Source organism: Ruegeria sp. BHSC223 (genome assembly GCF_059613025.1).
In genome coordinates this window covers 499,734-512,738 of record NZ_JBXWRR010000002.1, presented here as the reverse complement: position 1 = coordinate 512,738, position 13,005 = coordinate 499,734, and the positions used below count along the sequence as shown (strand labels likewise).

The window sequence follows — 13,005 nt, the reverse complement described above, 5'->3', positions numbered from 1 at the left end:
GACAGGGGCGCGGGCTAGGGTGATCCTGCCCGTCAAATCCGAGGGAGAGTAATTCCGATGACTGCGTACCCACATATGCTTGCCCCGCTTGATCTGGGCTTTACCACGCTGAAAAACCGCGTGCTGATGGGCTCGATGCATACCGGGCTGGAGGAGACCCGCGATTGGAACCGGGTTGCCGAGTTCTATGCCGACCGCGCGCGGGGGGGCGTGGGGTTGATGGTAACGGGCGGTATCGGGCCGAACATGGAAGGGTCTGTCCTGCCGGGTGCGGCGATGATGACCAGCGACAAGGATGTCGCGAACCACTCCATCGTCACCGCCCGCGTGCACGAGGCGGGCGGCAAGATCGCGATGCAGATCCTGCATGCCGGCCGCTATGCCTATGGGCCGAAATGCGTGGCGCCCAGCCCGGTGAAATCGCCGATCTCTCCGTTCCCGCCGACCGAGCTGGACGAGGAAGGGATCGAGAAGCAGATCACCGATATCGTCAATGCCGCGGTGCTGGCGAAGCAGGCGGGCTATGACGGGGTCGAGATCATGGGGTCCGAAGGCTACTTCCTGAACCAGTTCCTGGTCACCCATACCAACAAGCGCACCGACCGCTGGGGCGGATCTTATGACAACCGGATGCGCCTGCCGATCGAGGTGGTGCGCCGCACCCGCGAGGCGGTGGGCACCGATTTCATCATCATCTATCGCCTGTCGATGATCGACCTTGTCCCCAATGGCTCGACCTTTGACGAGGTGGTGCAGCTGGCGAAAGAGATCGAAAAGGCCGGGGCCACGATCATCAATACCGGCATCGGCTGGCACGAGGCGCGGATTCCGACCATTGCCACCAGCGTGCCGCGCGCGGCCTTTGCCTGGGTCACGAAAAAGCTGATGGGGCAGGTGTCGATCCCGGTGATCACCTCGAACCGGATCAACACGCCCGAAGTGGCCGAGGAAGTACTGGCGACCGGTTGCGCCGACATGGTGTCGATGGCCCGGCCGATGCTGGCGGATGCGGATTTCGTCAACAAGGCGGCGGTGGGACAGGGCGACCGCATCGCGCCCTGCATCGCCTGCAATCAGGCCTGTCTGGACCACACGTTTGGCGGCAAGCTGACCTCGTGCCTGGTGAACCCGCGCGCCTGTCATGAAACCGAACTGGTGGTGGAGACGGCGGCGGCGCCCAAGAAGGTTGCCATCGTGGGCGCCGGTCCTGCGGGCCTGTCGACCGCGATCACCGCCGCGCAGCGCGGCCATGCGGTGACCGTGTTCGACAAGTCGGACGAGATCGGCGGTCAGTTGAACATGGCCAAGCAGGTGCCAGGCAAGGAAGAGTTCTGGGGGCTCGTGGACTGGTACCGGGTGATGCTGGCCGATCTGGGTGTGACCCTGAAACTGGGCCAGGCAGTAGGCGCCGATGATCTGAGCGGATTTGACGAGGTGGTGATCGCCACGGGCGTCAGCCCGCGCGATCCGGCGATCCCGGGACAGGACCGGGCCAATGTGCTGAGCTATGTCGACGTGCTGCGCCATAAGAAGCCGGTGGGCAAGCGGGTGGCGGTGATCGGTGCCGGAGGCATCGGGTTCGACGTGTCCGAGTTCCTGCTGGAAGAGGGCCACAGCCCGGCGACCGACCTGCCGCTGTGGATGAAGGAATGGGGTGTGACCGACCCGGGCGAGCACCGCTCGGGCCTGGCGCCCGAGGGGCCGCAGCCCGCCAAGCCCGAGCGCGAAGTGACGCTGTTGCAGCGCAAGGCCAAGGCGCATGGCAAGGACCTGGGCAAGACGACAGGCTGGATCCACCGCGCGACGCTGAAGATGAAGGGTGTCAATTTCGTGGGCGGTGTGAACTACGAGAAGATTGACGACGACGGTCTCCATATCAGCTTTGGCGAGGCGCGGGAGAACCCGACGCTGATCGCCTGCGACACCGTGGTTCTGTGTGCCGGTCAGGTCTCGGACCGGTCGTTGGCGGATGCGCTGGAGGCCAGGGGCGTGCCCTGCCATGTGATCGGCGGGGCGGACGTGGCCGCCGAACTGGACGCCAAGCGCGCGATCAATCAGGGCACCCGGCTGGCGCTGTCGTTCTGATCGGGGCGATGGAGAGATTTTTCGTCGAAAAATCTCTGCCTCCGGCGGGAGTATTTGCAGCGAAATGAAGGGGCAAAGCGCTTGGGCCTTGGCTAGGTTTCATGGTAGTGTTCAGCCATTGGTTGCAAGGATTGAACGCTCATGTCGGAAAAAGCGCTTTATGAACCTCTCTCTGCCGGTGACCCACTGTTTTCGGGCTATCGGTTCCGCACCGGCGATCCCGGTGGTCCGCAGACCGAGGGGTTAGGGCTTGGCCTGGGCGGCGAGAATGGGCTGCAACCGGGTGATCCGGTTGCGCTCGATCAGCATTATGTACGCGCGGTGGCCTTTACCCGCGAGGCCAGCGGCAAGGTCAGCTGGTTCAACAGCCTGTTCAGTGCGCAGGCCAGCGGCAAGTCGGTGGGCGTGTTGCAGGAGGCTAAATCGTTCATGGTGGGAACGGTCGATGGCCAACAGGTGGAAATCGGCGTTGCGGTTCTGTTGAAGATCGAGGCCACCAGTTTCAAATCGGAGGCTCAGGTGTCGGTGGCCAATATCGCCGCCGAGGCGCAGTTAGGCCTGTCGCGGGCAGAGATGGAGATCAGCGTAAGGGGCTATACCGGGGCGCTGGGCGACATGCTGCCCGCGCCGAGCGGGGTCGACCTGACCTCGTACACCAAATATCTCGAAGCGTTCGAGCGCATCCAGAAACATGTGTTCGGGCCGGGCGGTGCGGCGCAGTATTCGCCGGTCGTTCTGGGCAAGCTGCGGGCCGGTGCCGGGGGCGATTGACCGCCACACGGATCGGACCGCGCCCCCTGTTGGTTGAAACGTCTGTTGCGCTGGTTGTTCTAGCCGTGGCTTGCGCGGCTGTCGTCGGGGGCCTGATCGCGGTGGGTCATGCCATAGTCGCGGATCACGCCCGCCACGCGCAGGCGGTAGTCGGCGAAGAGCGCCTCGCGCCCGCGAGTCTGCGCGCCGCGATGGGCGGCAAGCCGGCGCCAGCGGGTGACGGCTTCTTCATCCTCCCAGAACGACAGCGACAAGAGCTTGCCGGGGGTGCTGAGGCTCTGGAACCGTTCGACCGAGATGAAGCCCGGCATATCGTCAAGCAGGGCGCGCATCCGGCCCGCGAGATCGAGATAGGCATCCTGTTGTTCGGGGGCGGGTTCGACTTCGAAGATGACGGCGATCATGTCGGCTCTCCATGCGGGGTGGAGACCCGTTTGAGCCATGTGCGGTCCTCGCGCAGAATGAACTTCTCGGTTTGGGCGAAGTCGTAGTTCTGGCGCCCCAGCGGATCGGCGGCAAGGCGGGCGCGATAGGTCTCGTATTCGGCCAGGCTGGGAATGTTGTAGATGCCATAGGCGAGGGTCGATGAGCCCTCGTGCGGGGCGTAGTAACCGATCAGGTCGGCGCCGCAACGCGGGATCGCCTGGCCCCAGGTCCGGGCGTAGCGTTCGAACTGCGCCCGCTTGGTCGGGTCGATATGGTAGCGGATGATGCAGGTCAGCATTGGGGTCCTTTCATCTGGACCCCTGTCTTAGGGCAAGGATCGCCGGCGAGGGTTCGCCCGCGGTCGAAGCTTACGACCTACTTCACCTCAATGGTGATCACCTCGGACACGATCGGGGTGCTGTGGGGCACATGAGTATAGTCGCCCATCACCAATTGCAGCGTATGTTTGCCCGGTTCGAGGTCGAGCGTGACCTCGGTCTGGCCCTTGCCGAAGTGGCGGTGATGCTCATCGGCGGGAAGGGCGTAGGTCAGCTCCTCGGCCCCATCTTCGCCCTGACCCATCGGCGGCCGGTCGACCAACAGGTGGTGATGGCCGGTATTCTCGGCTTTGGTCCCGGCCGGGGCGACGCCCATGCCGCTGAGGCCGAAGATCACCCTGACCGGAGAGGAGACGGTATCGCCATCGGCGAGGTTGGCGAAATAGACGCGCGCCTCGGGGTTGGCGACGGTGTCGCCACCGGCAAAGGCCGGAAGCGCGATGGCCAGAGCGACCAGACAGGCGGCTAGCTGTTTCACGTGGGTCTCCTTTGTGCAAAAACTCTGTTGCGATCCTACCGCAGATGCGCCGTTTCTCGGATCACGAAGATGTTTTCAGGCGCCGAAAACCATTGTTTCCCTGTTTCCCTGCCGCAAACGATCCGCGACAAAACCCTGATATTATCCCAGCTCTGCCCCGTTCTCGCCCAGATCTGCCCGGATAAGTGATCCTCAAGCAAGATCAATCAGCCGAGGAACCGAGCATGGACCGACTGACAGAAATGGAAGCTTTTGCCAATGTCGTGGACCAGGGCGGATTCACCGATGCGGCAAAGAAGATGGGCATCTCGAAATCCGCGGTGTCTAAGCATGTTTCCAGTCTCGAAGCGCGCCTGGGCGCCCGGCTGTTGAACCGGACCACCCGCCGGGTGTCGCCGACGGAAATCGGCCTGGCCTATTATGATCGCGCTCGTCGGGTGCTGAACGATGCCGGAGAGGCCGACGCGCTGGTGACCTCGATGCAATCAGCGCCCTCGGGGTTGCTCAGGATCTCGGTCGCGACCGATTTCGGCGTCAATCATCTGTCGCCGGTCCTGTCCGGCTTTCTGGCTGAGTTTCCCGATATCACCGTCAACATGGTTCTGAACAACCGTTATGTTGAGTTGATCTCGGAAGGGTTCGACATGGCCGTCCGTATCGGCGAGCTCGAAGACAGCACCCTGCGCGCCCGCAAGCTGAGCGAAACCACCAAACGGATGATCGCCAGCCCCAGCTACTTCGAGAAATACGGGCGACCGCAAAAGATCGACGATCTGAACGAACACAAGCTGTTGCACTATTCCAGCCAAGCCTCGGGCAATGTTTGGAAGCTAACCGCGCCGTCGGGCGAGAAACGTCAGGTACGCACCGCCGGCTGGCTGAGCGTGAACGACGGTCAGTCGCTGCTGAACGCCGCCATTTCCGGGCTGGGGATCGCCTATCTGCCCTGCTACCTGTTCGCCGATGCCATGGAACAGGGGCTCGTCGAGGATGCGATGCCGTCATTGCCCGACGAAGTACAGGGCATCTACGCTGTCTATCCACCCGGTCGGTTCACCCAACCCAAGGTGCGCGCCTTCATTGATTTCCTGGTCCATTCATTTGCGGACAAGGGGCCGATGAACTGGTAAAATTCCCGCTTGCTTCCCTGGCAAGAAGACTGCCCCGCGCCTGGCGCGGGGTTTTTTCCTTGAAATGGAAGGCGAGTAACGACAAGTCTTTGATATCTAGGTCATGTTGACAAATGGCGCACCCAAAGGCGTATTGACGTGATGTCGATGAAGCCGAGGAAGCTCTCCGCAGTCTTGTCGTAGCGGGTGGCGACGCGGCGGGCGTTCTTCAGCTTGTTGAAGCACCGTTCGACCAGGTTGCGCAGCCGGTATAGTGATCGGTCCACGCCAACGCGCTTTTTGCGCGACTTGCGCATCGGAATGACCGGTAGGACATCCCGTTTGTCCATGGTTTTCCGAATGCTGTCAGCGTCATAGCCTCGGTCGGCCAGCAGAACACTTGGTGTCGGCAAATTGTCGACCATGACCAGATCGAAGCCGAGATAGTCGGAGGTTTGCCCCGCTGTGATCTCGGTCCTCATGGGCAGCCCTGCTGCATTGACGAGGAGATGGATCTTGGTCGAGAAGCCGCCACGCGAACGGCCAAAACCCTGTCGCGGAGTCCCCCTTTTGCGCCCGCTGCCTGATGATGGGCGCGAACCACGGTGCTGTCGATCATTTGCAGTGCGTGCGGGACCACGCCGCTTTCGTTCAGGGCGTCCATGATCTGCTCCCAGAAACGCTCTCTATGCCAAAAAGGACTAACCAGAGCATGCACTCCTGCACGAGCTCGGTCATGGCGTTTACGGAAAACAGCGTATGGCTGAAAATAAAGCTCTTGAGCGATGAACAAGTATCGAGGCAGGCCCAGTCCGCTCTTTGGTGCGTTCTGACTTTGATTGACTAGGTTTTGTGCTGAGTTGACCGCGTGACGCTGGAGTTAGACTTGTCGGGCGGCCCCATTGTCTTTTTCGACATCCGACGCTATCTTTTGGATTGCCTCGGTGGAGGGACCGATCTTCGGGCCGTTCCCATCAGAATGGAAAGCCGACATCACCCACGATTCCGCCGAGGCGCCGTCTTCCAGAAACTCTACTGCCTCGAGAGCCTGCGCGCAAAGTGTTGTTTGTAGGGGGCAGCAGAAATGGTATTGATGGCGCCTCGCCAGCGACAACTCGCAAAACTGAAAGGAGGTTTGCAGATGAAATCAGAGAACAACTCGACATCGATCCAAGCGCCCTCACAGCCAGCGAAGCGGCCTATGTCCTCAACTTCCGAGATGCTGATGCCCTCCGAGATACAGGCGCTAAGGCAAGATCAGAAAGAAGCCTCCGACTGGATGAGGAAGGAACTGGCGCGCAATCCGATCCGGTAAGGGAGTTCCAGCGCCAAAGCTATCGGATCGCCGCGTTCGGTAGCTGGGCTGATCCGTCTGGCTGACAGTACGTCCCCGAACGCTAGATTTCAGGAAACCAATCGCTTGAAAATACTGGTTCTCACAGGGGCAGGACTATCCGCCGAAAGCGGTCTACCGACGTTTCGAGGAATGGGAGGCCTGTGGAACGGGCTGCGGGTGGAAGACCTCGCGACCTCAGACGCCTTGGCGCGAAATCCAGGATTGGTGCTGGACTTTTACAACACACGCAGACAGCAGATCGCCAAGGCTCACCCAAACGCAGCACATGTCGCGCTGGCGCGACCGCAGTTTGCGACAAAGCACAAAGTGATTGTCGCCACCCAGAACATCGATGATCTGCACGAAAGGGCGGGATCCAGCAAAGTCAGTCATATTCACGGTTCGATCTTTGAAGCGAAATGTAATGCGTGCTGGCGGTCATGGTCTGCATCCTACGACTTGGATCCAGAGGACACCTGCCCACATTGTGACGAACCTGCCGTTCGACCCAATATCGTTCTTTTTGGAGAGGCTCCGAAAGAGACCAGAATGATCGAACAAGCCATCAAGAAAGCCGATCTGTTCGTTGCGATTGGAACCTCGGGAACAGTGCATCCCGCGGCGGACTGGGTTCGGCAGGCGAAGGTGTCCGGAGTACGCACGCTTGAAATCAATACTGCCAAAACAATCGTTTCCGAATTCTTCGACGAGACACTGATAGGGGCAGCAAGCGAAGTTGTTCCTCGGTGGGTCGCGTCAATGATAGGTTAATCTACGTTGTTCGCCACCTACGCACCGCATACCGACATGTATCGGGTCATGAGTAGCATCGACAACAGTTTAGCCGCAATTTCGACACGCTTACGCGCGCGTACCCATAGCTGAGGCTCGGCGCACGGGTGCTCACCGAGATATTCAGCGCAATCGCGGGCGTATGTGATCTAGAGCCGGTCCATTGCTATGCGACCGAACCTGATTGCCTTTCATTCACGGCTGGTTATTTTCAGGCGCTTCTTAGGATTGCTAGTTAGGTAAGTTCCGTGAAAATCCGAGGTAAGCCGCGTCAATGTGGGGGATTTAGTGGGGGATGCATTCAACTATTTCGTCGAATTTCCATTATAATTCAATAATTTATAAAGAAATGGTGGCGGAGCCGATGGGATTCGAACCCACGAGACCCTTCCGGGCCTACTCCCTTAGCAGGGGAGCGCCTTCGACCACTCGGCCACAGCTCCGCTGACCCGTTTATGGATTTCATCACCCAAGGACAAGGCGAAATTGCGGTTTTTTTTGTACGCTCTGGCGATTTGTTCATGTCTCGGCGGAGTCAGGCGCCGCCACCGCTAGTGCGGTCATGCTGGCCGAAACCTGCTCGAGAAACTGAGCGCCGATGGCCGAAATCGGACGACCGTGCGCTGTGACGACGATGACATCCAACAGGATACGGGGTGAAAACCGGCGCAGGACATAGCCGTTGCGATCGTCGCTGGACAAGGTGAACGGGTCGACCAGCGTAACCCCAAGCCCCTGTTTCACCAGGTTGAGCGCGTTGCGGAACAGGTCTGTCTGGCAACGAATTCTCAGGTTGGCACCTTCGCGATGAAACGCCTCACGGGCGCGGCGGGTCACCATATGGTCGGCGCCCATGACGATAAAGGGCACATCGTCCAGCAGCGTGGGCGTCAGTTCATCGTGCCGGGCCAGCGGGCTGTCGGCCGGCACCGCGCATTGGATTTCAAAGAAGAACGGGATCCAGTCCAGCCCGTCGGTTCGCACGGGCTGTTCGCAGATGCCGATCTCGAACAGGCCAGCGATCACCCAGTCCTGAATCTTGGCCGAGTATTGCGACTGAAAGGCGACGGTCAGGTTAGGTTTGTCGGCAGCAAACCGCGCGATCTGTTCAGGCAGAAAGCCAAAGGCCATGGCGTGGTTGGTGGCCACCTGCAATTGCCCGGCCTTCTGGTTCTGCAGGTCGACCACCGCCTGATTGACCTGGCCCAGCCCGCGCATCACCGTGTCGACCTCGTCGAACAGAACCATTGCCTCGGGCGTAGGCAACAGGCGACCACGATTGCGTTCGAAGAGTTTGAGACGGGTTTGCCGCTCCAACTGCGCCAGAAGGTTGGAAATGGCGGGCTGTGACACGCCCAACCGTTCGGCGGCACCTGTCACGGTGCCAGTCTCGATAATGGCGTGAAACGCCTGATAGTGGCGAAAGAAACGGCTCATATCACTTAGGATATCATCAGAAATGATGCCTTGTGCAAATCTTAGTATTGGAAATGATGCAAAAGCTTCCGCACACTCTCCTTGGGTCAACGGGGATTGAAGATGGGCGATCTTGAGCAAAAGATCATGGGATTCGATCTGTGGCACCTGGCCTTGCCAGTCGTGTCCGCGCGCGACCACGGGATCGGACGGGTCGAGGGAAGCTGCGAGATCGTCGTGCTGCGCCTTGTCGCCGAAGGTGGCGCCGAGGGGTTTGGCGAGGCCTCGCCCTGGTCGGTCTTTACCGGCACGCCCGAGGCGAGCTATGCGGCGCTTGATCGCTACTTGCGTCCACTGGTGATCGGGCGGCGGGTCAGTGACAGGGTCGCGATCATGGAAGAGGCTGCCCGTGCCGTCGCCCATTGCACCGAGGCGAAGGCGGCGCTGGATAGCGCGTTGCTGGATCTGACGGGCCGCATTTCAAACCTGCCGGTCTGGGCGCTGCTTGGTGGCAAATGCCGCGACACGATCCCGCTCAGCTGTTCCATCGCCAACCCGGATTTCGACGCCGATATCGCGCTTATGGAGCGGTTGCGGGCAGATGGCGTGGGGTTGATCAAGCTAAAGACCGGCTTTCGAGACCATGCCTTTGACATCATGCGGCTGGAACGGATCGCGCGCGATTTCCCCGAGTTCCGGGTGCGCGTCGACTACAATCAGGGGCTTGGGATCGAAGAGGCGGTGCCGCGCGTGCTGGATGTGGCGCGGTTCCAGCCCGATTTCATCGAACAGCCGGTGCGGGCGCATCATTTCGAGCTGATGGCCCGGCTGCGTGGGATGAGCGATGTGCCCCTGTTGGCGGATGAGAGCGTCTATGGCCCCGAGGACATGGTGCGGGCCGCACGCGAAGGCATCTGCGACGGCGTCTCGATCAAGATCATGAAATCCGGTGGGCTGACGCGGGCCCAGACAGTGGCCCGGATTGCCGCAGCCCATGGGCTTATGGCCTATGGCGGCGACATGTTCGAGGCCGGGCTGGCGCATCTGGCCGGCACGCACATGATCGCCGCCACTCCCGAAATCACCTTGGGATGCGAATTCTATCAGGCCAGCTATTTCCTCAAGGAGGATATTCTGGAAACGCCGTTCCGGGTCGAGGCGGGCCAGGTCATCGTGCCTGACGGGCCGGGGCTGGGCGCGCGGGCCGATCCCGGCAAGCTTGACCACTATGCCGTCAGAAAATCGGGGTGACCCAATCAATGGCAACTTATCGACATTTTGTTGACGTTTTGGAAATGTGTGACATGCTGACGCTTAGGGAATCGGATATGGCCCGTGCTCTTGCCGGTTGGGGAAAAACATGACGGATACCGCAAAGACCATTGCGATCATCGGCGCTGGCATCGTCGGGGTGTCCACCGCGATCTGGTTGCAGCGCGACGGGCACAAGGTGGTGCTGATCGACCGCGCCGGACCCGCCGAAGGCACGTCATACGGTAATGGTGGCGTGCTGGCCTCTTGCGCGATCGTACCGGTGAGCACGCCGGGCCTGATCGGCAAGGCACCCAAGATGCTGTTCAACCCGAATGAACCCTTGTTTCTGAGATGGGGATATCTGCCCAAGCTGACACCTTGGCTGGTGCGGTTCCTTCGTCGGGCCAATGCAAGCGACGCGGCGCAGACCGCAGCGGCGATGGCGCCTATCATCGGCGACAGCCAGGCCGACCATCTGGCGCTGGCGCAGGGAACCGGCGCCGAGAAATGGGTCGTGCCCTCGGACTATCTGTTCCTCTACAACGACCGTGCCCACTATCAGGGGGACGCGTTCACCTGGGACCTGCGGCGGCAGAACGGCTTTGCCTGGGATGAGATGGAGGCCGATGAATTCCGCGCCTATGATCCGGCTTTCTCCACCGATCTGCGGTTTGCCATCCGCCTCAAGGATCACGGGCGCATCACCGATCCGGGCCAATACGTCAAGGATCTGGCCGCGCATGTGGTCGCCTCGGGCGGGCAGCTGATCAAGGCCGATGTCGAGGATATCACGCGGGAAAACGGCCGTGTCACCGGGGTGCGCGCCGGTGGCCAGACCATCCCCTGCGATGCTGCCGTTGTTGCCACCGGGGTCTGGTCCGGACCGCTGGCCAAGAGGCTGGGGCTTGAAGTGCCGCTCGAGGCCGAGCGCGGCTATCATATCGAGTTCTGGAACCCGAATTTCATGCCGAAATCGCCGGTCATGGTGGCCGCGCGCAAATTTGTCGCCACCCCGATGGAGGGCCGCTTGCGTCTGGCCGGGGTGGTCGAATTCGGCGGGCTTGATGCGGGGCCGTCCCGTGCCCCGATCGAGTTGCTCAAGCGCAGCGCGGCGGCGGTGTTTCCCGGCCTCAAGGCCGACGAGGTGACCGAATGGCTGGGCCACCGTCCGGCGCCCGCGGATTCGATCCCGGTGATCGGCGAACTGCCCCATCTCAAGGGCGCCTTTACCGGCTTTGGTCATCACCATGTCGGCCTGACCGGCGGCCCGAAAACCGGTCGCATCCTGGCACAGCTCATCTCGGGGCGGCAGCCCAACATTGACCTGAGCGTCTATTCACCGGCACGCTACACGAAGGCCGGACAAAACTGAGAACCTGAAAACGAACCAACCAACTAGGGAGACTATGATGAAAAAACTGACAACTCTTCTGGCCGCTACAGCGCTGACCTCGGTCGGCGCCCTGTCCGCCACTGCTGAAACGTGGGACATGCCGCTGGCCTATTCCGGCTCGAACTTCCATTCGGTGACCGCGGCAGAGTTCGGCAATTGCGTCACCACCGGCACCGGCGGCGAGATCGAGATCGTCACCCATCCGTCGGGCTCGCTGTTCAAGGGCGCCGATATCAAGCGCGCCGTGCAGACCGGTCAGGCGCCGATCGGCGAGCGTCTGCTGTCGGGCCACCAGAACGAGAACGCGCTGTTCGGTTTTGACTCGGTGCCCTTCCTCGCCACCTCGTTTGACGATGCCGACAAGCTGTGGAAGGCCGCCAAGGAACCGCTGTCCGCGCTGCTGGCCGAGCAGAACCTGACCCTGCTCTATTCGGTGCCGTGGCCGCCGCAGGGCCTGTATTTCAAGAACGAGGTGAACTCGGTCGCCGATATGAAAGGCATCAAGTTCCGCTCGTACAACAACGCCACCTCGCGGCTGGCGGAACTGACCGGCATGTTGCCGGTGACCATCGAGGCGGCCGAGATCAGCCAGGCCTTTGCCACCGGCGTGGCCGAGTCGATGGTGTCGTCCGGTTCCACCGGTTATGACCGCAAGGTCTGGGAATCGCTGAACTATTTCTACGAGGTCGATGCCTGGCTGCCGCGCAACTACGTGTTCGTGAACTCGGACGTCTGGTCGGGCGTGAGCGATCAGAACAAGAACGTGATCCAGGCCTGTGCCGGGCTGGCCGAATATGCCGGCAACTGGCGGTCCAAGGAATACACCGGTTTCACCCTTCAGGGCCTGCGCGATGGCGGCATGACCGTTGGTCCGGCCTCGGATCAGCTGGTGGGTGAGCTGAAAGAGATCGGCGTGACCATGACCAGCGAGTGGCTCGAGGCCGCTGGCGATCAGGGCAAGGCCATCGTCGACGCCTTCAAGGCCGACTGAGCGACGGGATGCGGCGCGGGCGGCGGATCAACCCGCCGCCCGCACTGATCCGGCTGATTTTTCCGAAACGGAGGATGTGTCATGGCGCTACTGAGAGGTTTGCGCAGCGGACTGGATTTGCTCTATCTCATCGCCGGCGTTCTGGCCGCGATGTGCCTGGTCGGCATATTGGGGCTGATCGTGGTGCAGATGCTGGCCCGCTGGACCGGCGAAGTGTTTCCGGGTGCGCCCGACTATGCGGGTTACGCCATGGCAGCGGCCTCGTTTCTGGCCTTTGCAAACGCGCTGAACCGGGGCAGTCATATCCGCGTTTCGATCCTGCTCAACGCGGTGCCCGACGGGCTGCGCCGCTGGATCGAGGTCTGGTGCTTCGGCATCGGCACGGCGGTGATGTGGTATTTCGTCTGGTACGCCTATCGCTTTGTCTATTGGAGCTGGAAGTTCAACGACATCAGCCAGGGACAGGACCGTACCCCGCTATGGATCCCGCAATCGGCGATGCTCTTGGGCGCCGTGATCCTGGCCATCGCGCTGACCGATCACCTGATCCACGTCATCTTCAAGGGCGATCACCGCATCACGCGGGATCTCGCCGACCAGAGCCACGGGGAGTAGG

12 protein-coding genes, 1 tRNA gene and 1 pseudogene are annotated in these 13,005 nt (G+C 61.2%); 8 read left to right on the top strand and 6 right to left on the bottom strand.

Annotated features, from left to right (window positions below):
- Positions 1 to 57 precede the first annotated feature (57 nt).
- Both AC2FNY_RS06520 and AC2FNY_RS06515 read left to right on the top strand, forming a co-directional pair.
- Positions 58 to 2,085: an FAD-dependent oxidoreductase gene (locus tag AC2FNY_RS06520; RefSeq protein ID WP_496801971.1), complete on the top strand. Its 2,028-nt coding sequence runs from the start codon at positions 58 to 60 to the stop codon at positions 2,083 to 2,085.
- Positions 2,086 to 2,226: 141 nt separating this feature from the next.
- The gene (locus tag AC2FNY_RS06515; protein WP_234162856.1) at positions 2,227 to 2,856 is read left to right on the top strand and encodes a hypothetical protein; all 630 of its coding nucleotides are present in this window, start codon (positions 2,227 to 2,229) and stop codon (positions 2,854 to 2,856) included.
- A 59-nt stretch (positions 2,857 to 2,915) separates the two neighbouring features.
- On the opposite strand, the gene AC2FNY_RS06510 is transcribed toward AC2FNY_RS06515, so the two are convergent.
- The 3 genes from AC2FNY_RS06510 to AC2FNY_RS06500 form a co-directional block, all read right to left on the bottom strand.
- Positions 2,916 to 3,260, bottom strand: a complete 345-nt coding sequence (locus tag AC2FNY_RS06510; RefSeq protein WP_234137130.1) for an antibiotic biosynthesis monooxygenase family protein — start codon at positions 3,258 to 3,260, stop codon at positions 2,916 to 2,918.
- On the bottom strand, positions 3,257 to 3,580 hold the full coding sequence (locus AC2FNY_RS06505; RefSeq protein WP_234137131.1) for an NIPSNAP family protein: 324 nt from the start codon (positions 3,578 to 3,580) through the stop codon (positions 3,257 to 3,259). The genes AC2FNY_RS06510 and AC2FNY_RS06505 overlap by 4 nt, the downstream gene beginning before the upstream one ends.
- 77 nt (positions 3,581 to 3,657) lie before the next feature.
- Positions 3,658 to 4,098: a DUF4399 domain-containing protein gene (locus AC2FNY_RS06500; RefSeq protein WP_496801970.1), complete on the bottom strand. Its 441-nt coding sequence runs from the start codon at positions 4,096 to 4,098 to the stop codon at positions 3,658 to 3,660.
- Between the two features lie 224 nt (positions 4,099 to 4,322).
- On the opposite strand from AC2FNY_RS06500, the gene AC2FNY_RS06495 reads away from it, so the two are divergent.
- Complete coding sequence (locus tag AC2FNY_RS06495) at positions 4,323 to 5,228, top strand: LysR family transcriptional regulator (protein ID WP_234137133.1); 906 nt, start codon at positions 4,323 to 4,325, stop codon at positions 5,226 to 5,228.
- A 101-nt stretch (positions 5,229 to 5,329) separates the two neighbouring features.
- Here AC2FNY_RS06495 and AC2FNY_RS06490 read toward each other — a convergent pair.
- A pseudogene (locus AC2FNY_RS06490) lies at positions 5,330 to 5,886 on the bottom strand (IS5 family transposase); the annotation flags it as partial.
- 741 nt (positions 5,887 to 6,627) lie between these two features.
- On the opposite strand from AC2FNY_RS06490, the gene AC2FNY_RS06485 reads away from it, so the two are divergent.
- On the top strand, positions 6,628 to 7,314 hold the full coding sequence (locus AC2FNY_RS06485; RefSeq protein WP_496801969.1) for an NAD-dependent deacylase: 687 nt from the start codon (positions 6,628 to 6,630) through the stop codon (positions 7,312 to 7,314).
- 374 nt (positions 7,315 to 7,688) lie between these two features.
- Here the strand turns inward: AC2FNY_RS06485 and AC2FNY_RS06480 are convergent.
- Both AC2FNY_RS06480 and AC2FNY_RS06475 read right to left on the bottom strand, forming a co-directional pair.
- Positions 7,689 to 7,778, bottom strand: a tRNA-Ser gene (locus AC2FNY_RS06480).
- 76 nt (positions 7,779 to 7,854) lie between these two features.
- Complete coding sequence (locus AC2FNY_RS06475; protein WP_234165548.1) at positions 7,855 to 8,772, bottom strand: LysR family transcriptional regulator; 918 nt, start codon at positions 8,770 to 8,772, stop codon at positions 7,855 to 7,857.
- Between the two features lie 102 nt (positions 8,773 to 8,874).
- Here AC2FNY_RS06475 and AC2FNY_RS06470 point away from each other — a divergent pair, with 102 nt between their 5' ends.
- The 4 genes from AC2FNY_RS06470 to AC2FNY_RS06455 all read left to right on the top strand — a co-directional run bounded on the left by AC2FNY_RS06470 (position 8,875) and on the right by AC2FNY_RS06455 (position 13,004).
- Positions 8,875 to 10,002 (top strand): muconate cycloisomerase family protein, encoded by a 1,128-nt coding sequence (locus tag AC2FNY_RS06470; protein ID WP_496801968.1) that lies wholly within the window; start codon positions 8,875 to 8,877, stop codon positions 10,000 to 10,002.
- Between the two features lie 109 nt (positions 10,003 to 10,111).
- A complete protein-coding gene (locus AC2FNY_RS06465) occupies positions 10,112 to 11,377 on the top strand; it encodes an NAD(P)/FAD-dependent oxidoreductase (RefSeq protein ID WP_496801967.1) in 1,266 nt (421 codons plus the stop codon).
- A gap of 37 nt (positions 11,378 to 11,414) precedes the next feature.
- Positions 11,415 to 12,389 carry a TRAP transporter substrate-binding protein gene (locus AC2FNY_RS06460; RefSeq protein WP_496801966.1) on the top strand — a complete coding sequence of 325 codons (975 nt, stop codon included), beginning with the start codon at positions 11,415 to 11,417 and terminating at the stop codon, positions 12,387 to 12,389.
- A gap of 81 nt (positions 12,390 to 12,470) precedes the next feature.
- The gene (locus AC2FNY_RS06455) at positions 12,471 to 13,004 is read left to right on the top strand and encodes a TRAP transporter small permease (protein ID WP_234137140.1); all 534 of its coding nucleotides are present in this window, start codon (positions 12,471 to 12,473) and stop codon (positions 13,002 to 13,004) included.
- Position 13,005 lies beyond the last annotated feature (1 nt).